Below are 21,061 nucleotides of genomic sequence, written 5' to 3'. Positions count from 1 at the left end.
GGTGCCATGCTCCTCGACCCGGAACGCGCCTACCGCTCCGTCGCCGCTCGCGACGCCCGGTTCGACGGCTGTTTCGTCTTCGCGGTGCGCACCACGGGCATCTACTGCCGCCCGTCCTGCCCCGCGGTCACGCCCAAGCGCCGCAACGTCGAGTTCCACCTCACCGCGGCGGCCGCGCAGACCGCCGGTTTCCGGGCCTGCCGCCGCTGCCTGCCGGACGCGGTGCCCGGCTCACCGGAGTGGAACCTGCGCGCCGACCTGGCCGCCCGCGCCATGCGGCTGATCACCGACGGGGTGGTGGAGCGCGACGGCGTGCCCGGCCTGGCCACCCGGCTCGGCTACTCCGAACGGCACCTGACCAGGGTGCTGACCACCGAGTTGGGCGCGGGTCCGCTGGCGCTGGCCCGCGCGCACCGGGCGCACGCGGCCCGGCTGCTGATCGAGACCACCGAGCTGACCTTCGCCGACGTCGCCTTCGCCGCCGGGTTCGCCAGCGTGCGGCAGTTCAACGACACCATCCGCGCGGTGTTCGCGGTCAACCCGACCCAGCTGCGCGCCGAAGCCCAGCGCCGCCGTCGCGCGGAAGCGCCCGCCCGGCCCGGCGCGATCAACCTGCGACTGCCGTTCCGGCTGCCCTTCGACGCCGACGGCCTGCTGGAAACCCTTGCCGCGCAGGCGATTCCCGGTGTGGAGCGGGCTGAGCCCGGTCGGTACGGCCGCACCCTGCGGCTGCCGCACGGACCGGCCACGGTGTGGCTGGCGCCCGGTCCGGCGCACGTGGCCTGCACGCTGAACCTGACCGACCTGCGCGACCTGGGCAGCGCGGTGTCCAGGGTCCGGCGGCTGCTCGACCTGGACGCCGACCCGAGCGCGGTGGACGAGCTGCTCGGCGCGGACCCGCTGCTGGCCCCGCTGGTCGCGGCCGCGCCGGGTGTCCGGGTGCCCGGCAGCGTGGACGGCGCGGAGACGGTGCTGCGCGCCCTGCTGCCCGCGCTGCCGCCCGGCGAGCCGCTGGCCACCCCGGACGGCCCGCTGACCACGCTGTTCCCCACCGCCGCCGCCGTGCTGGCCACCGAGCTGAGTGCCCCGGAACGCGAGGTGGTGGCCGCGCTGGCCGACGGCTCGCTGGACGTGCACCTGGGCCGGGAGACCGACGAGCTGACCGCGGAGCTGTTGACCTACCCCGCGATCACCCCCGCGATGGCCGCGGAGATCGTCACCAGGGTGCTGGGCGCGCCGGACGTCTGGCGGGTGCCCGACCCCGCGCTGACCGCCCGCGCCAGGGCCTGGCGGCCGTGGCGCTCCTACGCCACCGCCCACCTGCTGCGCACCCCCGGTGCGGAGAAAGCCGACAGGAGAACCGCATGACCACCGCCGCAGTGTCCACAGTGGACACCGAAGCCGGTCCGTTCAGCGTTGTCGCCGACACCGACGGCGCGGTGCTGGCCTCGGGCTGGACCGCCGACCCCGGCGACCTGCACCCGCTGATCCACACCGCCATCCGCCCTGCCGAGCTGATCACCCGCGCCGACCTTGGCGAGGTGACCAAGGCCGTGCTCGCCTACCACGAGGGCGACCTGGCCGCGGTGGACGGGATCCCGGTCCGCCAGCGCGGCGGCGAGTTCATGGAGGCCGCCTGGCGCGCGCTGCGGACCGTGCCGGCCGGCCATCCGGTCAGCTACGCCGAGTACGCCGCGCTGGCCGGCCGCCCGGCCGCGGTGCGCGCCGCCGCCACCGCCTGCGCCCGCAACCCCGCCGCGCTGTTCGTGCCCTGCCACCGGGTGCTGCGCACCGGCGGTGGCCTGGGCGGGTTCCGCTGGGGACCGGTGGTCAAGCGCTGGCTGCTCGACCACGAGAGCGGCTGAGTCAGCGGTCCGCGGCGAAGATCTCGCAGTGCGCGGTCTTCGCCAGCTCGGCCCGCGCGAACCGGGCGCGCAGCTCGGCGAGCACCCGCTCGGTGGCGGTGTCCGGCAGCAGCATGCCGCGGGCCATCGCGGTCGGCTCGGTCCCGCCGTGCCAGGCCAGCACCAGCCGCCCACCCGGCCGGATGACCCGGTGCAGCTCGTCCAGGGCCGCGTCCAGGTCCGGCCACATCGGCAGGTTGTTCATCGACACCACCAGCTCGAACTCGCCGTTCGCGCCGCCGGTCTCCGCCGCGCTGCCCAGCCGCAGCCGAGCCGCCGGGGCGCGGCGGCGGGCCTGCCGCAGCATCACCGCCGACGGATCCACCCCGGTCACCACGGCATCCGCCCTGGTCAGCGCCTTGCAGAGCAGTCCGGGCCCGAACCCGACCTCCAGCACCGCCAGCCCGCGCACCGGCCCCAGCACGCCGAGCACCTCGGCCACCTCGGTCCCGTTCGTCCTGGCCATCACCCAGCCCGCGAGGCGTCCCGCCCAGCCACGCGGCAGGGCGAACTGGTTCAGCGGCCGATCCACCATCCATGACATGCCACCGAGGGTTCCGGTTGAACCCGGGTTCAAGTCAAGATGCCGGTATGCACACCCTGGTCCCGATCGGCGAGGCCGCCGCCCGCCTCGGCCTGGCCACCTCGGCGCTGCGCTACTACGAACGCCGCGGCCTGCTCACCCCGGCGCTGCGCCGCGGCAACACCCGCTGCTACGACGAGGACGGCCTGCGCCGCCTGGCCTTCATCCAGGCGGGCCAGCAGCTCGGCCTGAGCCTGGAGGACCTCGGCGCGCTGCTGGCCGCCGACCGCGCGGAGTGGCAGCGGATCATCGAGGCGCACGTGGCCGAACTGGAGGCCCGCATCGCCCGCGCCCAGCGCGCCCGCGTCCTGCTCCGCCACCCGCTGAACTGCGTCGCCGAGCACCCGGCCACCGAGTGCGAGCACCTGCGTGGCCTGCTCGACGAGTGGCTCCAGGCGACCCCTTAGACTGGCCGGTCGTGAGCCTCACCCTCGGCATCATCGGCCTGCCCAACGTGGGCAAGTCCACCTTGTTCAACGCGCTGACCCGCAACGACGTCCTGGCCGCGAACTACCCGTTCGCCACCATCGAGCCCAACGTCGGCGTGGTGCCGCTGCCGGACGAGCGCCTCGGCCGGTTGGCGAAGGTGTTCGGCTCCGAGCGCGAGGTGCCGGCGGTGGTGTCCTTCGTGGACATCGCGGGCATCGTCAAGGGCGCCTCCGAGGGGGCGGGCCTGGGCAACAAGTTCCTCGCCAACATCCGCGAGGCCAACGCGATCTGCCAGGTCATCCGGGTCTTCGACGACCCGGACGTGGTGCACGTGGACGGCCGCGTCGACCCCAGCTCGGACATCGAGACGATCAACACCGAGCTGATCCTGGCCGACCTCCAGACCCTGGACAAGGCCATCCCGCGGCTGGAGAAGGAAGCCCGCACCCAGAAGGACCGCCGCCCGGTGCTGGAAGCGGCCAAGCAGGCCAAGGACATCCTGGACAGCGGCCGCACCATGTTCGCCGCGCAGAAGGAAGTCGATCTCGCCGAGCTGCGCGAGCTGAGCCTGCTGACCACCAAGCCTTTCCTCTACGTCTTCAACGCCGACGAGGGCGTGCTCACCAACGAGGCCCGCCTCAAGGAACTGCGCGAGCTGGTCGCCCCCGCCGACGCGGTCTTCCTGGACGCCAAGGTCGAGTCCGAGCTGCTGGAGCTGGACGAGGAGTCCGCCGCCGAGCTCCTGGAGTCCATCGGCCAGCACGAACCCGGCCTGCACTCCCTGGCCCGCGCCGGCTTCCACACCCTGGGCCTGCAGACCTACCTCACCGCGGGCCCCAAGGAGTCCCGCGCGTGGACCATCCCGCAGGGCACCACCGCCCCACAGGCCGCCGGCGTCATCCACACCGACTTCGAACGCGGCTTCATCAAGGCCGAGGTGGTCTCCTTCGCCGACCTGATGGAGGCCGGGTCGATGGCGGCGGCGCGGTCGGCGGGCAAGGTCCGCATGGAGGGCAAGGACTACGTCATGGCCGACGGCGACGTGGTGGAGTTCCGGTTCAACGTCTGATTTCCGACGGGCCATCCGGTCCTGAGCTTTACCGCGTCTTTGGCCGGTATTAAGAGCCATCCCCGACCCTGACTTCGCCGTGGAAACCGCGGCGATGCCGATGAGGGGAATGCAGCCATGGAGAAGACCATCCCGCGGCGCCTTGCTCGCGGTCTGACCGTACTGGGGGTCGGGACCAGCCTGTTGTTGGCCTCGTCCGTGGTCACCGGCCCGGCGGTCGCGGCGGAGGATCCGGATACCGTGGCGCCCGCCGTGCTCGCGGTCGAGGATCTGGACGGCCGTCCGCTCACCGGTGCGGCGTTGCGGGAGTTCCTGGCGCAGGACGCGACGCGGACGAAGGCCACCCAGCCGGACACCGTGCCGCTGGCCGCCGCGCCAGTCGGCCCCGCGGCGAACCGGGACCAGATCGTGCGGCTGGCCGCGGCGGAGCTGGGCAACGGGGAGCGGCCCAACGGCAGCAACTGCACCAAGTACTCCTCGCAGTGTGTGGCCTGGTGCGCCCTGTTCAGCACCTGGGTGTGGCGCAAGGCGGGGGTGAGCATCCCGCAGTACCCGTTCACCGGCGACGTCTACAAGTGGGGCCAGCGCAACGGCAAGTCCTACAGCAAGGCCAACCTGGGTTCGGCGGTCAAGGGTGACGTGCTGTTGTTCGGGACCGGGCCGTCGAGTCCGGCCACCAGCACGCACATCGGGATCATCGAGTCGCGGTCCGGCAGCACGGTGAAGATGATCGAGGGCAACCAGCAGAACGCGGTCCGCCGGGTGACCCGCACGTTGAGCGGGAGCACCTTCTACGGCGGCACTCGACCGTAGGGGCAGCGCGGAAACGGTCAGCCGGGCGGTCGGGCAAATCCGCCCGGCTGATCGTTTCGATATCAGGTTCTTGAGTGCGCCTGGCGACCCTCGGGGGCAGACAGCGGGCGGAATCCGGACCAACAATTGGCCTTCGCCGTCTCACGGGGGCCAATGGTGGAGGAATTTCGCATTCTCGGTCCGGTGGAGATCTGGGAATCCGGCGTGCCCAGGGCACAACCGCCGCCGCGAGCCCGGCAGATCCTGGCCATGCTGCTGCTCAACCCCGGCACGATCATCCCGATCGACCGGTTGATCGACGCGGTCTGGGGCGAGGAACCGCCGCCGCACGCGCGCAAGGCGCTCCAGGTGCACATCTCGCACCTGCGGCAGCTGCTCTCCGTGCCACTGCGGCACAGCCCGCCCGGCTACGTGTTGTCCGTGCAACCGGACCAGGTGGACCTGCACCGGTTCCGGACCTGGACCGCGGCGGCCCGGCGGGAGACCGACCCGGAGCTGGCCGGCGGGCTGCTCCGGCGGGCGCTCGCGCTGTGGCGGGGCCGGCCGCTGGCCGACATCGGCTCGGACCGGATGCGGGAGCGGTTCCTGGCCGGGCTGGAGGAGGAGCGGCTGACCGCCCTGGAGGCCCGGATGGACGCCGACCTGCGGCTGGGCCGGCACGCCGAGCTGGTCACCGAACTACCGGGGCTGCTGGCCGAGCACCCGCTGCGGGAGCGGATGCGTGGGCAGCTGATGACCGCGCTGTACCGCTGCGGGCGGCGGGCCGAGGCGCTGCGGGTCTTCCACGAGGCGCGGGCGCTGACCGTGGCCGAACTGGGCGTGGAACCCGGTCCCGAACTGCAACGGTTGCACCGCGAGCTGCTCACCGAACCGCGGCCGGCGCCGGAACCCGCGCCCCGGCCGGTCAGCCGCAACCACCTGCCCAGGGACGTGCCCGACTTCACCGGCCGGGACGCCGAGCTGGAGCTGCTGTGCGCGAGCCCGGCCGCGGACTCCGGGGTGCTGCCGGTGTGGTGGCTGGACGGGCCGACCGGGGCAGGCAAGACCGCGCTCGCGGTGCGGGCCGCGCACCGGCTGGCCCCGCGCTACCCGGACGGGCAGCTGTTCGTCGAGCTGACCGGCCTGGCGCCGGAGGCGGTACTGGACGCGTTGCTGCGGGCGTTGCGGGTGCCGGGCGAGCGGATTCCGGAGGACCTGCGTGAGCGGGCCGCGCTGTGGCGGGCCGAGCTGTCCGGGCGGCGGGTGCTGGTGGTGCTCGACGACGCGGCCGGGGCCAGCCAGGTCCGGCCGCTGCTGGCCGGTGGCGCGGACTGCCTGGTGCTGGTGACCAGCAGGCAGCGGCTGGCCGGGCTGGAGGGGGTGCGCCGGATCGCGCTGGACGTGCTGCCGCCGCTGACCGCGCGCGAGCTGTTCGAGCGGCTGATCGGCGAGCAGCGGGTGCGCGCCGAGGCCGCCGCGGTGGCCGAGGTGGCCCAGCTGTGCGGCTACCTGCCGCTGGCCATCCGGATCACCGGCGCGAAGCTGGCCGCCCGCCCGCACTGGCCGGTGTCCCGGCTGCTGGGGCGGCTGCGGGACGAGCAGCGGCGGCTGGACGAGCTGGCCGTCGGCGACCTAGCGGTGCGCACCGGGCTCGCGGTGAGCTACCTGGGCCTGGACGAGCCGAGCAGGCGCGCCTACCGGCTGCTCGGCGCGCTGGGCTACGGCAACCTGCCCGGCTGGCTGGCCGCGCCGCTGCTCGGCGAGCCGGAGGAGCGGGCCGAGGACATCCTGGACCAGCTGCTGGACGCCCAGCTGGTGGAGGTGAGCAGCGAACCGGCCGAGCCGCTGCGCTACCGGATGCACGACCTGGTCCGGCTGCACGCCAGGGAGTGCGCCGAGCTGGAGGAGTCCCCGGACGAACGGCGGGAGGCGGTGCGCAGGGCGGTGACCGCGCTGCTGGCCGCGGTGGACGAGCTGGCCGAGCCGCTGCCGCCCGCGGTGCCCCGGCTGTGCCAGACCGACCTGAGCACCCAGCCCCGGCCGCGGATCACCGGCGCCGACCGGTGGTTCGAGCAGGAGGAGCCCGCGCTGGTGGCCGCGGTGTGCCGGGCCGCGGAGCTGGACCTGGCCGAGCTGGCCGCGGCACTGGCCGAGGCGCTGGTGTTCAGCTTCTTCGCGGTGCGCAACCGCTACGACAGCTGGGCCCGCACCCACGAGGCCGCGGTCGCCGCGCTGCGCCGCACCGGCCACCGCCGCGGCGAGGCCGCGCTGGAGTGCAGCCTGGCCCAGCTGCACTACAAACGTGACCGCTACGAGCTGGCCCGCGCCCACTTCCGCACCGCGCAGGCGCTCTTCGCCGAGGTCGGCGACACCAGGGGCGAGGCGGTGGCGCTCAACGGGATCGGCATGGTCGGCCGGGAGCTGGCCGAGCACGCGCTCGCGCTGCCCGCGCTGCGCAGGGCGCACCAGATGCTGGCCAGCAGCGGCGACCAGGAAGGCATGGCGCACGCGCTGTACGGCATCGGCTACGCCCACCGCGAACTGGGCGAGGACCCCGAGGCCATCGACTCCCTGGCCGCCGCGGCAGGCGCCTACCGCGCCGCGGGCAACGAACGCGGCGAGGCGCTGGCGCTGCGCGGCATCGGCCTGGTGCACCGCGCCGCCGACCGCTGGGACGAGGCCGAGGACTACTGCCGCCGCTCGCACCGCATCGTCCGCGACGTGCCGGACGACCTGCTCTCCTGCTACACCGGCCAGGCACTGGCCAAGGTCTGGATCCGCCAGCACCGCCCGGACCGGGCCGAACCCGCCCTGCTGGCAGGCATCAAGACCTGCCACGCCCTGCACGACACCTTCGGCCTGGCCCTGCTGCACCGCACCCTCGGCGAGTGCTGCCTGGCCCTGGGCCGGGCGGAACCGGCGCTGCACTTCCTGAACCTGGCCCTGACCGGCTGGGCCGAGCTGCGGCTGCCGGTGTGGCGGGCCCGCACCCTGCGCGATGTGGGCGCGGTGCACGCGGCAACGGGCGCGGCGGCTGCGGCGCACCGGGCCTGGCGGGAGGCGCGGGAGATCTTCGACCGGCTGGGCATCAGGGAGGCGGCCGAGGCCGCGGACTGGCACCGGCGCTGGTCGTGTCCCTGTGTGAACTGACGATGTCCACTGTGGGGATCCCCAGTGTTCACCTGACTTTCGCCCGTACAGGTGACCCTTGGCGCTCGCAAGACTCCTGAGTGTCACCCGAACTGACGGGAGTTCACCGTGGAACGACGCAACTTCTTACGGGTCGCCGTGGTCGGCGCCGCCGCCGCGGCCTTCGGCGGAGCGGCCTGGCGGGACGCCTTCGCCGAGGGCGCCCAGCCCGGACCCAGCCCCTACGGCGCGCTGTTGTCCGCCGACGCCAACGGGATCCAGCTGCCGCAGGGCTTCACCAGCCGGGTGATCGCCCGCACCGGGCAGCAGGTGCCCGGCACCAGCTACACCTGGCACCCCGCGCCGGACGGCGGGGCCTGTTTCGCCGACGGCAGCGGCTGGATCTACGTCTCCAACAGCGAGGTGACCAGCACCGGTGGCGTGGGCGCGGTCAAGTTCAACAGCTCGGGCCAGATCACCGGGGCCTACCGCACCCTGGCCAACACCAACGTCAACTGCGCGGGCGGCGCCACCCCCTGGAAGACCTGGCTCTCCTGCGAGGAGGTGGACCGCGGCTACGTCTACGAGACCGACCCGTGGGGCGTCAAGGCCGCCATCCGCCGCCCGGCGATGGGCCGGTTCAAGCACGAGGCCTGCGCCACCGACGCCGACCACGGCTACATCTACCTCACCGAGGACGTCTCCGACGGCTGCTTCTACCGCTTCAAGCCCACCACCTGGGGCGACCTGTCCAACGGCACCCTGGAAGTGCTCAAGGGCGGCAGCTCGCAGACCAGCGGCCCGGTGACCTGGGGCCTGGTCGGCGACCCCGACGGCAGCCCGACCGCCACCCGCAACCAGGTCAGCGGCGCCAAGCGGTTCAACGGCGGTGAGGGCTGCTACTACGCGGGCGGGACCTGCTGGTTCACCACCAAGGGCGACAACAGGGTCTGGGCCTACAACGCCAACACCAGCTCGATCAGCCTGACCTACGACGACAACCTGGTCACCAGCGGCACCGCGCCGCTGACCGGCGTGGACAACGTCACCGGGACCAGCAGCGGAGACCTCTTCGTCGCCGAGGACGGCGGCAACATGGAGATCTGCATCATCACCCCGACCGGCATCGTGGCCCCGTTCCTGCGGATCACCGGCCAGAGCGGCTCGGAGATCTGCGGGCCCGCGTTCAACCCGGCGGGCAACCGGCTCTACTTCTCCTCCCAGCGCGGCACCAGCGGGAGCAGCAGCGGCGGCATCACCTACGAGGTCACCGGACCGTTCCGGGCCTAACCGGCACTGCGCCGTTTCGGCCTAACCGGCGATGGCGTCGACCACGCCGTCGATCTCCTGGGCCATGGCCACGTCCAGGTCGGTGATCCCGCCCTTCGAATGAGTTGAGCAGCGGAAGGTCAGGGATCGCCAGCGGATGTCGATGTCCGGGTGGTGGTTGTCGTTCTCCGCGACCTCCGCCACCCGGTTCACCACCTGGATGGCCTGCGCGAAGCTTTCCAGCTCGACCGTGCGCACCAGCTCCGCGCCAACCGCGCGCCACTGGGGCAGGCGCACCAGGTCTTCTTTGATCTGGTCATCGTTCAGCAGTTCGGCCATGCCTCCATGGTGGTGGTGCGCGCCCGCGAGCGCGACCCGGCGTATGGTCACCCAGGGTCTGTCCAGGGACTCTCACGAACGCGAGTCCCTGGACAGACCCTGGATGCCACGGGAGTCCGGTGTTGCCGGGCTGAGAGGAGAGCGGTCAGCTCTCGACCGTCCGCACCTGATCCGGGTCATGCCGGTGTAGGGACTGCGTCAGGAGGAACTTTGCGTCGCACATCGGCCGCGTTCGCGCTGGTCACCAGTCTTGTCCTGCTCGAGGGGTGCTCGTTGACCGGGCCGACGCCCGCGCCGCCGGGGGAGACCAAGGTGGTGCTGCTCACGCACGAGTCCTTCGCGGTGGCCGAGGGGGTGTTCGCCGAGTTCAAGAAGCAGACCGGGATCACCGTGGAGCAGCGGGCGCTGGGCGACGCGGGCGCGCTGACCAACCAGCTGGTGCTGACCAAGGCCAACCCGCTGGGCGACGTGGTCTTCGGCGTGGACTCCACCTTCGCCTCCAGGGCCATCGACAACGGTCTGCTGGAGCCCTACCAGAGCCCGGAGGCGGCCAAGGGCCCGCAGCGCTACGCGGTGGAGGGCTCGAACGCGCTGTCCGCGGTCGACCTCGGCGATGTGTGCCTGAACGTGGACCTCGGCTACTTCGCGAAGCAGGGCTTGGCCGAGCCGAAGTCGCTGGACGACCTCGCCGATGCGAAGTACAAGGACCTGCTGGTGGTCTCCGACCCCGCGACCTCCTCGCCGGGGCTGGCCTTCCTGCTCAACACGGTGGCCAAGTTCGGCGAGGACGGCTGGGCCGGGTACTGGAACCGGTTGAAGGCCAACGGGGTCAAGGTGGTCAACGGCTGGGAGACCGCCTACAAGCAGGAGTTCTCGGTGGGCGGCAAGGGAAAGCGGCCGATCGTGCTCTCCTACGCCTCCTCGCCCGCGGCCGAGGTCGGTGAGGACGGCAAGCCGAAGACCAAGGCGCTGCTGGACACCTGCTACCGCCAGGTCGAGTACACCGGCGTGCTCAAGGGCGCCAAGCAGCCCGATGCCGCGCGCAAGCTGGTCGACTTCCTGCTGGGCGAGAAGTTCCAGGCGCAGGTGGCCGAGCAGATGTTCGTCTACCCGGCCCGTGAGGGCGTCGCGCTGCCGCCGGTCTGGCAGCAGGTCGCGCCGCAGCCGCAGCAGGCGGCCACGCTGCCCGCGGCCAAGGTCGCCGAGGGTCGGGAGCGCTGGGTGGAGCAGTGGCGCAAGCTCGTTCAGGGCTGAGCAGGCTCGGCCTCGGGGCCGCCGCGGCTGTTCCACTGGCCTTCCTGGCCGTCTTCTTCGCCTGGCCGGTGGCCGCGATCATCGGTCTCGGCCTCGGGCGCACCGGGGTGGCCAAGACGCTGGCCGACCCGTCCACCTGGAGCCTGGTCGCCTTCACGCTGGGCCAGGCCGCGGCGGCGACGCTGGTGGCGCTGCTGGCCGGGATGCCGGTGGCCTACCTGCTGGCCCGCTGCGACGTGCGCGGGCGGGGGTTCGTCCGGCTGGCCATCACGGTGCCGTTCGTGCTGCCCACCGTGGTGGTGGGCCTGGCCTTCCGCGCGGTGCTCGGCGATGCCGGGGTACTGGGCATCGTGCTGGCCAACGCCTTCTTCAACGTGGCCGTGGTGGCCCGCACCGTCGGCGGCCTGTGGGCGCACCTGGACCGCAGGGCCGAGGACGCCGCCCGCGCGCTCGGCGCCTCCCGCTGGCGGACCTTCCGGACCGTCACGCTGCCCGCGCTCGGCCCGGCCATCGGCTCGGCCGCCGCGGTGGTGTTCCTGTTCTGCTCCACCGCTTTCGGCGTGGTGCTGATCCTCGGCGGCTCCCGGCTGCGCACCCTGGAGACCGAGATCTACCTGCGCACGGTCAACCTGCTCGACCTCTCCGGCGCGGCCGCGCTCTCGCTGCTGCAACTGGCCGCGGTGATCGCCGCGCTGGTGGTCGGCGCGGTCGCGCGCAGGCGCAGGGAGGCCCAGCTGAAGCTGCGCGCGGCCCAGGAGAGCCTGCGCAGACCACACGGCGGCGAATGGTTCGTGATGGCCGCCGCGGGACTGGTGGTGCTCGGGCTGGTGGTGCCGATCGTCGGGCTGCTGCTCCGTTCACTGTCCACAGAGGACGGTTGGAGCTTCGACGGCTACCGCGCGCTGGCCACCGGCGGGGCCCAGGGCACGCTGGCCGTCTCCGGGGTCGAGGCCGCGCTGAACTCGCTGCGCGCGGCCACCGACGCCACCCTGCTCGCGCTGGTGGTCGGCCTGCTGGCGGCGATCGTGCTGTCCAGGGTGCGCGGGCGCGGGACCGGCGAGGCGCTGGACGTGGTGCTGATGCTGCCGCTGGGCGTCTCCGCGGTGACCGTCGGCTTCGGCTACCTGGTCACCATGGACGCGCTGCCCGGCGACTTCCGCACCTCGCCGCTGCTGGTGCCGCTGGCCCAGGCGCTGGTGGTCACCCCGCTGGTGGTGCGGCTGGTGCTGCCGGTGCTGCGCGCCGTCGACGACCGGCTGCGCCAGGCCGCGGCCACCCTGGGCGCGGGCCCGCTGCGGGTGTGGCGGGAGGTCGACCTGCCGCTGGCGCTGCGGTCCATGCTGGCCGCGGCCGGGTTCGGTTTTGTGGTGGCACTGGGCGAGTTCGGCGCGACCAGCTTCCTGGCCAGGCCGGAGGCGCCCACGCTGCCGGTGGCCATCGCCAGGCTGATCGCCCGGCCCGGCGAGCTGAACGAGGCCATGGCCTACGCGGCCTGCGCCCTGCTCATGGTGGTGACCGCGCTGGCGGTGCTGGCCATCGAGAAACTTCGAGTCGGCACCGGGGAGTTCTGATGAGTCTTGGCGTCGACGGGCTTGTGGTGAAGTACGGCCGCAGCACCGCGGTGGACCGGGTTGATCTGTCCATTGTGGAGGGTGAGGTGCTCGCCCTGCTCGGCCCGTCCGGCTGCGGCAAGTCCACCCTGCTGCGCGCCATCGCCGGACTGGAGCAGCCCACCGCGGGCACGGTCAGCTGGGACGGCGCGGACCTGGTCGCGGTCCCGGTGCACCGGCGCGGCTTCGGCCTGGTCTTCCAGGACGGTCAGCTGTTCCCGCACCGCGACGTGGCCGGCAACATCGCCTTCGGCCTGCGCATGCACGGCGTGCCCAAGGCCGACCAGCGGGTGCGGATCGCCGAGCTGCTGGAGCTGGTCGGCCTGACCGGCTACGGCTCCCGGCGGGTCACCGAGCTCTCCGGCGGCGAGCAGCAGCGGGTCGCGCTGGCCAGGGCGCTCGCGCCGAGGCCACGGTTGCTGCTGCTGGACGAGCCGCTGTCCGCGCTGGACCGGGCGCTGCGCGAGCAGCTGGCGATGGACCTGGCCACGTTGCTGCGCAAGGCGGGCGCCACCGCGCTGGTGGTCACGCACGACCACGACGAGGCGTTCACCCTGGCCGACCGGGTCGCGGTGATGTCGGCGGGCCGGATCCGCCAGCTGGGCACGCCGGAGTCGGTGTGGCGCGCGCCCGCCGACGCCGAGGTGGCCCGGTTCCTGGGCTGTAGCACGATGATCCCGGCTCAAGTGCGAGACGGCGTGGCGGAGTCGGCGGTGGGAAGCGTTGCCGCGCAAGGCTTCCCGGACGGATCGGCGCGGCTGGGCCTGCGCGCGGCCGCGCTGCGGGCCGGGGCCGACGGTGAGCTGTCCGGGCTGGTGGTGCGCCGGGTGCACCGCACCGACCACATCCGGCTGGTGGTGCGACTCGACCTCGCCGATCTGCCGGAGATCAGCGAGGTCGAGGCGGTCGGGCCGGTCCTCGGTGCACCGGCCGCCGGGGATCCGGTGCGGCTGCGCCTGGATCCCGAGGCGGTCGCGGTGCTGCCCGCCTGATCAGCCGTCCTTGGTGGACATGCGGACGAAGGTCAGCGACAGCCCGATCAGCAGGTAACAGGCCGCCTTCGCGCTGCTGTCCAGCAAGCCGTCCCACGGCATCGGGTCGCGCAGCACGTCGGCCAGCGCGGTCCAGCCGGTGGGCAGCAGGTACGGCTGGAGCCACTCCATGCCGGGGATCGCGCCCAGCACCTGCACCACGATCAGCCCGCCCAGCGTGGCGGCCAGCACCACCAGCGGGTGCTCGGTGAGCGAGGAGACCGCCAGCGCGATCGCGGCCAGCGCCATCATCTGGAAGGCCACCCAGCCCGCGGCCAGGCCGACCTTGCCCAGCGCGTCCAGGAACGGCAGCGTGGTGCCGGAAAGCGTGACCACCTCGGTGCCGCCCACGATCACCACGCCGGTGATCATGCCGAGCAGCACGATCAGCGACACCGCGATCACGATCACCGTGGCCACCCCGGCCGCCTTCACCGCGACCAGCCGCACCCGGCTCACCGGGGCCATCAGCAGCCCGCGCAGCGTGCCGTGCGAGGCCTCACCGGCCAGCGCGTCCGCGGCGGACATGGTGGCCACCAGCGGCAGCAGCATGGTCATCGAGACGGTCAGCGCGGCCAGCGGCAGCACCATCCCGTTGCCCACCGCCGCCATGATCATCGCCGGACCGCGGCCCGGCGCGTTGCCGCCGATCACGGTGACCCCGATGCCGATCGCGATCGGCACCAGCGCCATCAGGGTCAGCGCCACCACGGTGCGCGGGCGGCGCAGGATCCAGCGCAGCTCGGAGGCGTAGAGCCGCCAGGCGGATGCTTGCTTCGGGCCGGTGGACACCGCGACCGGCGTGGCCGGTGCCGGTTCGGCGAGTGTGGCGGTCATGCCCCGTCCTCCTCGGTGAGCCGGGCGAACAGCTCTTCCAGCCCGGTGCGCTCCCGATGTGCCTCGTGCACCGAGACCCCCGCCCGAACCAGGGTCTCGATCACCTTCGGCGCCTCCGCGCCGGTCAGCTCCACCCGCACCCCGCCGTCGGCGGCCCGCGCGGGGATCTTGGCCGAGCGCAGCGCCTCCACGGCCTCGGCCACATCCGGCGTGGCCACGGTCAGCGTGGGCGCGCCGGCTTCCAGCAGCTCCGAGAGCGGGCCCTGCCCGACCACGGTGCCCTGGTGCAGCACGGCCACGTGCGTGCAGGTGGCCTCCACCTCGGCGAGCAGGTGCGAGGACACCACGACGGTGGTGCCTGCCGCGTGCAGCTGCGCCATCACCTTGCGGATCTCCCTGGTGCCCGCCGGGTCCATGCCGTTGGTCGGCTCGTCCAGCACCACCAGGCGGCGCGGCACCAGCAGCGCGGCGGCCAGGCCGAGGCGCTGCTTCATGCCGAGGGAGTAGCCGCGGAACTTGCGGTCGGCCGCGTGCGCGAGCCCGACCCGCTCCAGCGCGTCGGCCACCGCGCCCTTGATCGCCCTGGTCTCCAGCAGCGGTTCGGCCGCGCCCAGCCGCCGCAGGTTCTCCCGGCCGCTCAGGAACGGGTGGAAGCCCGGTCCCTCGACCAGCGCGCCGACCTGGGCCAGCGCCGCGGTGGACTCATCCGGCATCCGGTGGCCCAGCAGCTCCACCTCACCGGCGGTGGGGCGGACCAGGCCGAGCAGCATCCGGATGGTGGTGGTCTTGCCGGAACCGTTGGGCCCCAGCATGCCCAGCACCGCGCCCTGCGGCACGTCCAGGTCCACCCGGTCCACCGCCACGGTCTTGCCGTAGACCTTGCGCAGTCCCCTGGTGCGGGCGGCCAGGGTGAGGGAGGGGGCGGGGGCGGCCGAAGCCACCCCCGCCACGCTCAGCTCCGTGCCCGCCAGTCCGGCGGTCACTTCACCTGACCGATCGCCTCGGTCAGCACCTGCTGCGGCACCGCGCCGACGGCGAAGCGGCCGTCGGCGGTGACCAGCGCGGTCCCGACCTTGGTCTCGATGACCCAGCCCGAACCCCAGGCGCCGTTGACCTCCTTGCCCAGCTGCTTGACCAGGTCAAGCGGGTTGCCCGCGGCCGCGCCACGGTCGCCACGCCTGCCCTCGGCCGGCTTCGGCGCGGTCAGCGCCTGCTCCGGCAGCTTGCCGACGACGGTGGTGTCCCAGCCCTCGCCGACGACCTTGACGGCCTTCTCGGCTTCCTTCTTGGCCTTCTCGATCTCTTCCTTCGACGGGGCCCGGTGCTCCTTGGCCTTGCCGTCGACCTTGTTCTCCTCCACCGTCGCGCCCGGCGGCGGGGTGAACTTGAACAGGTTGGCGTCCTGCTGGCCCACGTTCAGCTGGCTGAAGCCCACCTGGAGCGCCGGGGTGTCGGTGCCGTTGGTCAGCACGGTCACCCGCAGCGGGATGCGCTTCTCCGCGTCCACCGCGACCCGCACGCCGCGCAGCAGCGTCCGCTCGTTCGGCTTCGGCGTCAGCACCAGCTCGTAGGCCGGGCGACCGGCCACCTCGGCGGTGCCGTCCACGGACAGGTCGCTCTGCTGGCGAACCAGGTTCACCAGCTCACGCGCGGCGCTGGCCGGGTCGGTCGGCCGGACCTTCTTGTCCTTGTCCAGCTCGGCCTTCTTCTCCTCGAGCGCCTTGGCGTCCACAGTGGACTTGGTCACCTTGCGCTCGGCGGAGTCCCAGGTCCAGACGGTGGTGCCGTCCTGGACGATGGTCTTCTCGTTCTGCCCCTCCGGCAGCGAGGCCCGGCTCTTGCCCGCCCCGTCGGTCCACACCCGCAGCTTGCTGTTGCCCGCGGCCACCTGCGGCGCGCCGGGGATGGCGGGCAGGCCGAGGTTGTTGGTCACCTCGACGGTGCCGCCGAGCGCGGGCGGCGTGGTGGTCAACACCGACTGCACCAGGTCCTCGGCGGCCACCGACGGCAACGTCGGCGCCGCACCAGCGCCACCGGGCACCGCGAGCAGCGCGAGCCCCACGGCGCCGGCGACCGCGCCGGCCGTGGCCACCGTGACTGTGGCCTTCCTTCGGTCCATGTCTCCTCCTTGCGAATCGGGGTCGTCCCGTGCAGCCGAGACTGGCCCCGCCCTGCTGAGACACCACTGAGAATGCCCGGCTTTCGCTGAGAGAGCACTGAGAGCCTCCCGCACGACCTGGGAGAACAGCGGCATGCTTGCCCGGTGACCGCGCGAGTGCTGATCGTGGACGACGAACCTGGGGTGCGCAGGGCGCTGGAACGCGGGCTGCGCGCGGAGGGCATGGAGGTGGTCACCGCGCCGGATGGCAACTCCGGCCTGCGCGCGGCCCTGACCGGCTCTTTTGACGTGGTGCTGCTGGACATCATGCTGCCCGGCCTGTCCGGTTACCGGGTGCTGGAGCGGCTGCGCGCGGAGGGCGTGCGCACCCCGGTGCTGATGGTCTCGGCCAAGGACGGCGAGGTGGACCAGGCCGACGGGCTGGACCTGGGCGCGGACGGCTACCTGGTCAAACCGTTCTCCTTCGTGGTGCTGGTGGCCCAGGTCAAGGCGCTGCTGCGGCGCAGCGGCACGGACAGCGGGCCGCGCGAGGTGCTGCGGCTGGGGCAGCTGACCGTGGACCGGGCTACCCGCGAGGTGAGCTGGGCGGGTGAGCCGGTGGCGCTGAGCCCGCGCGAGTTCGCGGTGCTGGCCACGCTGGCCGGGCGGCCTGGCGTGGTGGTCAGCAAGGACGAGCTGCTGCGCGCGGCCTGGGGCGACGAGCAGGCGGCCACCCGCAACGCGGTCGAGGTCTACGTGGGCTACCTGCGGCGCAAGCTGGAGGCGGTGGGCGCCGGGCACCTGGTGCGCACCGTGCGCGGCCACGGCTACCTGGCCAGCCCAGACCCCGGCCCGGAGTCCTGATGCCGCGCCCGCTGCGCCGCTGGTGGGTCCGGCGCACCCTGCGCGCCCGGATCACCATGGTGGTCGCGGTGGTCGCGCTGCTGGTCTTCGGCTGGGTCGCCCAGGTCACCTCGGCGATCTTCGCCTCCGCGCTGACCGACCAGGTGGACGGCCAGCTGCGGGCCACCCTGGACACCGCGGCCGCCGACATCACGGCAGGCCGCCCGGCCCCGCCCGGCCCGCGGGACCAGCGGATCAGGGTGCTGGACAGCTCCGGCGGGCCGATCGACGGCGGGGACGCGCCGCGGCTGACCGACTGGCAGATCAGGGACCTGCGCGCGGGCAAGGGCGTCTCGGTGTTCCCGATGTACATGCACCGCAGCGAGCCGGAGCAGCCGGGGCCCGCGGTGCGCTGGGTGGGCCGGGTGGTCAGCGTGCCCGACGGCGCGCAGCGGCTGGTCGTGGTGGGCACCGAGTTCACCAGCTACCTCAACGTCTTCGAGCGGGCCGGGTACTGGTTCCTGCCGGGCGCGCTGCTGTCCATGATCGCGGTGGCCGGCACCGCCTGGGTCGCGGTGCGGCTGGCGCTGCGCCCGGTGCAGCGGATGCGCCAGGCCGCGGGCGCGCTGCCGCCGGGTCAGCGGCTGCCGGTGCCCGAGGCCCGCGACGAGCTGCGCGCGCTGGCCGAGGAGCTGAACGCGCTGCTGGCCAGGCGGGACGAGGCGGCCGAGCGGATGCGCCGGTTCAGCGGGGACGCCGCGCACGAGCTGCGTTCGCCGGTGGCCTCGCTGCGGGTGCAGGCCGAGGTCGCGGTGGCCCACCCCGACCCCGAGCTGGCCCAGGAGACGCTGGCCGACATCGCGGTGGAGGCCGAACGGCTCTCCCAGCTGGTCGACGACCTGCTCATGCTGGCCCGCGCGGACGCGGTGGACCTGCCGGAGGCCGAGCCGGTGGACCTGGTCGCGGTGGCCAAGGCCTCGGCGGCCCGGCTGGGCGAGCGCGGCATCGTGGTCAGGGTGGAGGCGCCGACCCCGGTGCTGGTGCTGGCCGCCCCGCGCGAGGTGCAGCTGGTGGTGGACAACGTGCTGCGCAACGCCGCCCGCTACGCCCGCGCGCTGGTCAGGGTGCTGGTGCTGCCCGCTGGCACGCAGGGCAGGCTGCTGGTGGAGGACGACGGACCCGGTGTGCCGGCGGAGCACCGGGACCAGGTCTTCGAGCGCTTCCACCGGGTGGACGAGGCCAGGGACCGGGCCAGCGGCGGCGCCGGGCTGGGCCTGGCCCTGGTCGCGGACCTGGTGCACCGCCGCGGCGGCACGGTGCGCGCGGCCGGTTCGCCGGAGGGCGGGGCCCGCTTCGAGATCCGCTGGCCCAAACCCTGACCGGTCAGGCGCGGCTGACAGGATTCGGGCCATGGGTGTGTTGCGGTCGACGGTGCTCATCGACGCGCCGGTGCGCACGGTCGCGGCGGCGCTGCGCGAGGTCCAGACCTGGGGGCAGGCGGTGGCGGCCGCGGGCGGCCGGTTGCAGGTCAACGCCGATGGCGCGCTGCTGGTGCTGGGGGACGAGCTGAAGTGCGCGTTCCCGCTGCTGCCCGCGCAGCGGCTGCGGGTGGACCACGTGGACGAGGCCGGGCTCAGCCTGGTCACCGCGGCCGGTGGCGGGGTCACCGTGCGGGTGGCCGACACCGGCGGCGGCGTGCTCGTCACCGAGAGCCTGAGCTGGAACAACCCGCTGGGCAAGCTCGGCGACCTGCTGATGTTCCGGCGGCTGGTGCTGCGCCTGCTGGCCGCGCACCGCACCCAGGTGGAGCTGCGCTCGCTGGAGCTGGCCGCGGAGAAGATCGTGGTGGCCGCGGCCATCGTGCGCGAGGGCACGCTGCTGGTGCAGCAGCGCAGCTACCCGATGAGCCTGGCCGGGAAGTGGGAGCTGCCCGGCGGCCGGGTCGAGCCCGGCGAGAGCGAGGTGGACGCGCTGGTCCGGGAGTGCCACGAGGAGATGGGCGTGGTGGTGCGGCCGACCGGCAGGCTTGGCCCGGACATCCCGCTGCCCGGGGTCGGCCTGCTGCGCACGCACACCGCGCGGCTGGACGCCGGTGACGTCCAGCCGCGCGCCGTGGAGCACCGGGCGGTGCGCTGGGTGGCGGCGGCGAACCTGGCCGGTCTGGACTGGGTCGCCGCGGACCGGGTGCTGGTGCCCGCCCTGGTCGAGCTGACCGAGGAGGTCAGCGCCGGCCAGTGAGCTTCAGCGCAGCCCGGTCACCTTGAGCACCGCTTCCAGCCGGTGCGCGCACCCGGCCCGCGCCCGCTCGGCCCCGTGCGCCCGGAGCTGGTCCAGCTCGGCCGGATCCGCCAGCAGCTCCCGCACGCCCTCGCGCACCGGCCGCAGCTCCTCGATCACCGCCTCCGCCGTGCGCTCCTTCAACTCGGCGTACCCGCCGATCTGCTCGGCCAGCGCCCTGGGCTCGCCGTTGACGCAGGCGGCCAGGATGTCCAGCAGGTTGCTCACCCCCGGCTGGGTCTCCGGGGCGTAGCGGACCTCGCCGACCTGGTCGGTGACCGCGCGCATGATCTTGCGGCGGATCAGCTCCGGCGGGTCCAGCACCAGCACGGTGCCGGACTGGTCGCCGCTGGACTTGGACATCTTCCGCTCCGGCGCGGCCAGGTCGCCCACCCGCGCGGCCACCCGGGGCGTCACCGCCCTGGGCACGGTGAGCACCTCCCCGTACGTGGCGTTGAACCGTTTGGCCAGCGTGCGGGCCAGCTCCAGGTGCTGGCGCTGGTCCTCGCCCACCGGCACCTCCTCCGCGCCGTGCAGCAGGATGTCCGCGGCCATCAGCACCGGGTAGGTGAACAGCCCGGCGCGCACCCCGTCCTGGCCCTTGGCCTTGTCCTTGAACTGGGTCATCCTGGCCAGCTCGCCGTAGGACACCACGCACTCCAGCACCCAGGTCAGCGCGGCGTGCTCCTGGATGAGGTCGGACTGGGTGAAAACACACGCGATGTCCGGATTCACCCCGGCCGCGACGAGCATCGCCAGTTGCTCTCTGGCACGGGCGCGCAACACGTTCGGGTTGTGCCGGATGGTCATCGCATGCAGGTCGACGACGCAGAAAAGATCATCCCGGTGGTGCCGGGCGGCCCACTGCCGGATCGCGCCGAGGTAGTTGCCCAGGTGGGTCAGGCCGGTCGGCTGGATGCCGGAGAACTGGGTCATCGAGGGTCTCCCCGCGGGTTCGTGCGCCGCCGCGGGGCCGGTTGTGCTGCGTATACACCACAGGCCGCCTCGCAGCGGCGGCCTGTGGTCAGGTTCAGGTGCGCGTGACTAGGGCCGCCGGTGGGCGGCCCGCCAGAGACTGGACATCAAGCGCATGGGGAGCATCGTAGACCATCACGGTTGGGTCGAACGTGTCCGATGACACATCGTGGTCGCGGACACGGTGGTAGTAGGCCCGTCCGGGGGTGTTAAGAATGCGTATAAGTCGAAATGCGGATGTGATCCGATCCGGTCGCACGGGCGTATTTTTGAAATATGTACATCGTGCTGCTGAACTACACCGCGTCGACCAGCGAGGTCGATTTGGTACTGCCGGAGCATGCGGCTTGGCTCGACCGGCAGTACGAGGCAGGCCACTTCCTGCTCTCCGGCCGTTGCCGGACCATGGGCACCCGGCACGACCGACTCATCGTCACGCGTCCGATGCTGCGCGGCCACCTCGACGCGATCCTGGCCACCGACCCCTTCAAGCTGCGCCGAGTCGTCCGGCACGAGGTGATCGACTTCGAGGCCTCGCGGACCGCCCCGGCCTTCCTCGCCTACAACGAGCTCCTCGCCAGCTGACCCCAGCGGCGCCTTGCGAGAAGTGCACCCGGACGTC

Annotated in this window: 20 protein-coding genes and 1 riboswitch; of the genes, 14 read left to right on the top strand and 6 right to left on the bottom strand. The window is 73.1% G+C overall.

Annotated features, from left to right (window positions below; all coding sequences use genetic code 11):
- The first annotated feature begins 6 nt into the window (after positions 1-6).
- Together N8J89_RS36980 and N8J89_RS36975 are read left to right on the top strand one after the other, a co-directional pair.
- On the top strand, positions 7-1,368 hold the full coding sequence (locus N8J89_RS36980; protein ID WP_283661564.1) for a bifunctional transcriptional activator/DNA repair enzyme AdaA: 1,362 nt from the start codon (positions 7-9) through the stop codon (positions 1,366-1,368).
- Positions 1,365-1,865, top strand: coding sequence for a methylated-DNA--[protein]-cysteine S-methyltransferase (locus N8J89_RS36975; RefSeq protein ID WP_283661563.1), 501 nt, complete (start codon positions 1,365-1,367; stop codon positions 1,863-1,865). Before N8J89_RS36980 ends, N8J89_RS36975 begins: the two co-directional genes overlap by 4 nt.
- A 1-nt stretch (position 1,866) precedes the next feature.
- Here the strand turns inward: N8J89_RS36975 and N8J89_RS36970 are convergent, their stop codons facing one another.
- Complete coding sequence (locus N8J89_RS36970) at positions 1,867-2,448, bottom strand: class I SAM-dependent methyltransferase (RefSeq protein ID WP_283661562.1); 582 nt, start codon at positions 2,446-2,448, stop codon at positions 1,867-1,869.
- Between the two features lie 47 nt (positions 2,449-2,495).
- On the opposite strand from N8J89_RS36970, the gene N8J89_RS36965 reads away from it, so the two are divergent.
- The 5 genes from N8J89_RS36965 to N8J89_RS36945 all read left to right on the top strand — a co-directional run bounded on the left by N8J89_RS36965 (position 2,496) and on the right by N8J89_RS36945 (position 9,196).
- The gene (locus N8J89_RS36965; protein ID WP_283661561.1) at positions 2,496-2,894 is read left to right on the top strand and encodes a MerR family transcriptional regulator; all 399 of its coding nucleotides are present in this window, start codon (positions 2,496-2,498) and stop codon (positions 2,892-2,894) included.
- An 11-nt stretch (positions 2,895-2,905) separates the two neighbouring features.
- Positions 2,906-3,985, top strand: coding sequence for a redox-regulated ATPase YchF (ychF, locus tag N8J89_RS36960; protein WP_283661560.1), 1,080 nt, complete (start codon positions 2,906-2,908; stop codon positions 3,983-3,985).
- A gap of 117 nt (positions 3,986-4,102) precedes the next feature.
- Positions 4,103-4,798 (top strand): CHAP domain-containing protein, encoded by a 696-nt coding sequence (locus N8J89_RS36955; RefSeq protein ID WP_283661559.1) that lies wholly within the window; start codon positions 4,103-4,105, stop codon positions 4,796-4,798.
- Between the two features lie 183 nt (positions 4,799-4,981).
- Positions 4,982-7,927 carry an AfsR/SARP family transcriptional regulator gene (locus N8J89_RS36950; RefSeq protein ID WP_283661558.1) on the top strand — a complete coding sequence of 982 codons (2,946 nt, stop codon included), beginning with the start codon at positions 4,982-4,984 and terminating at the stop codon, positions 7,925-7,927.
- 108 nt (positions 7,928-8,035) lie between these two features.
- Positions 8,036-9,196, top strand: coding sequence for an alkaline phosphatase PhoX (locus N8J89_RS36945; RefSeq protein WP_283661557.1), 1,161 nt, complete (start codon positions 8,036-8,038; stop codon positions 9,194-9,196).
- A 21-nt stretch (positions 9,197-9,217) separates the two neighbouring features.
- On the opposite strand, the gene N8J89_RS36940 is transcribed toward N8J89_RS36945, so the two are convergent.
- A complete protein-coding gene (locus N8J89_RS36940; RefSeq protein ID WP_283661556.1) occupies positions 9,218-9,514 on the bottom strand; it encodes a 4a-hydroxytetrahydrobiopterin dehydratase in 297 nt (98 codons plus the stop codon).
- 98 nt (positions 9,515-9,612) lie between these two features.
- Positions 9,613-9,725, top strand: a riboswitch (TPP riboswitch).
- On the opposite strand from N8J89_RS36940, the gene N8J89_RS36935 reads away from it, so the two are divergent.
- From N8J89_RS36935 to N8J89_RS36925, 3 genes are all read left to right on the top strand, one after another.
- Positions 9,725-10,768 carry a thiamine ABC transporter substrate-binding protein gene (locus N8J89_RS36935; RefSeq protein WP_502868379.1) on the top strand — a complete coding sequence of 348 codons (1,044 nt, stop codon included), beginning with the start codon at positions 9,725-9,727 and terminating at the stop codon, positions 10,766-10,768. (Overlaps the previous riboswitch by 1 nt.)
- Complete coding sequence (locus N8J89_RS36930) at positions 10,744-12,339, top strand: ABC transporter permease (protein ID WP_283661555.1); 1,596 nt, start codon at positions 10,744-10,746, stop codon at positions 12,337-12,339. The genes N8J89_RS36935 and N8J89_RS36930 overlap by 25 nt, the downstream gene beginning before the upstream one ends.
- Positions 12,339-13,370 carry an ABC transporter ATP-binding protein gene (locus N8J89_RS36925; protein ID WP_283661554.1) on the top strand — a complete coding sequence of 344 codons (1,032 nt, stop codon included), beginning with the start codon at positions 12,339-12,341 and terminating at the stop codon, positions 13,368-13,370. The genes N8J89_RS36930 and N8J89_RS36925 overlap by 1 nt, the downstream gene beginning before the upstream one ends.
- Here N8J89_RS36925 and N8J89_RS36920 read toward each other — a convergent pair whose 3' ends face one another.
- From N8J89_RS36920 to N8J89_RS36910, 3 genes are read right to left on the bottom strand one after another with little or no spacing between them, the layout of a single operon-like run.
- Positions 13,371-14,246: an ABC transporter permease gene (locus tag N8J89_RS36920; RefSeq protein ID WP_283661553.1), complete on the bottom strand. Its 876-nt coding sequence runs from the start codon at positions 14,244-14,246 to the stop codon at positions 13,371-13,373.
- Positions 14,243-15,187, bottom strand: a complete 945-nt coding sequence (locus N8J89_RS36915) for an ABC transporter ATP-binding protein (RefSeq protein WP_502868516.1) — start codon at positions 15,185-15,187, stop codon at positions 14,243-14,245. The genes N8J89_RS36920 and N8J89_RS36915 overlap by 4 nt, the downstream gene beginning before the upstream one ends.
- 38 nt (positions 15,188-15,225) lie before the next feature.
- Complete coding sequence (locus N8J89_RS36910; RefSeq protein WP_283661552.1) at positions 15,226-16,365, bottom strand: LolA family protein; 1,140 nt, start codon at positions 16,363-16,365, stop codon at positions 15,226-15,228.
- Positions 16,366-16,521: 156 nt separating this feature from the next.
- Between N8J89_RS36910 and N8J89_RS36905 the strand changes: the two genes are divergently transcribed.
- Genes N8J89_RS36905 through N8J89_RS36895 form a run of 3 tightly spaced genes read left to right on the top strand, consistent with a single transcriptional unit; the run spans position 16,522 to position 19,425 of the window.
- A complete protein-coding gene (locus N8J89_RS36905) occupies positions 16,522-17,208 on the top strand; it encodes a response regulator transcription factor (protein WP_449723230.1) in 687 nt (228 codons plus the stop codon).
- A complete protein-coding gene (locus N8J89_RS36900; RefSeq protein ID WP_283661550.1) occupies positions 17,208-18,566 on the top strand; it encodes a sensor histidine kinase in 1,359 nt (452 codons plus the stop codon). Before N8J89_RS36905 ends, N8J89_RS36900 begins: the two co-directional genes overlap by 1 nt.
- A gap of 31 nt (positions 18,567-18,597) precedes the next feature.
- On the top strand, positions 18,598-19,425 hold the full coding sequence (locus tag N8J89_RS36895) for a (deoxy)nucleoside triphosphate pyrophosphohydrolase (protein ID WP_283661549.1): 828 nt from the start codon (positions 18,598-18,600) through the stop codon (positions 19,423-19,425).
- 3 nt (positions 19,426-19,428) lie between these two features.
- On the opposite strand, the gene trpS is transcribed toward N8J89_RS36895, so the two are convergent.
- Positions 19,429-20,400 (bottom strand): tryptophan--tRNA ligase, encoded by a 972-nt coding sequence (gene trpS, locus N8J89_RS36890; RefSeq protein ID WP_283661548.1) that lies wholly within the window; start codon positions 20,398-20,400, stop codon positions 19,429-19,431.
- Between the two features lie 315 nt (positions 20,401-20,715).
- Here trpS and N8J89_RS36885 point away from each other — a divergent pair, with 315 nt between their 5' ends.
- A complete protein-coding gene (locus N8J89_RS36885; protein ID WP_283661547.1) occupies positions 20,716-21,024 on the top strand; it encodes a YciI family protein in 309 nt (102 codons plus the stop codon).
- Positions 21,025-21,061: the final 37 nt, after the last annotated feature.

Source organism: Crossiella sp. CA-258035, assembly GCF_030064675.1.
GTDB lineage: Bacteria > Actinomycetota > Actinomycetes > Mycobacteriales > Pseudonocardiaceae > Crossiella.
Note: the sequence above shows the minus strand (reverse complement) of the source record. Positions and strands in the feature narration are given on the sequence as shown.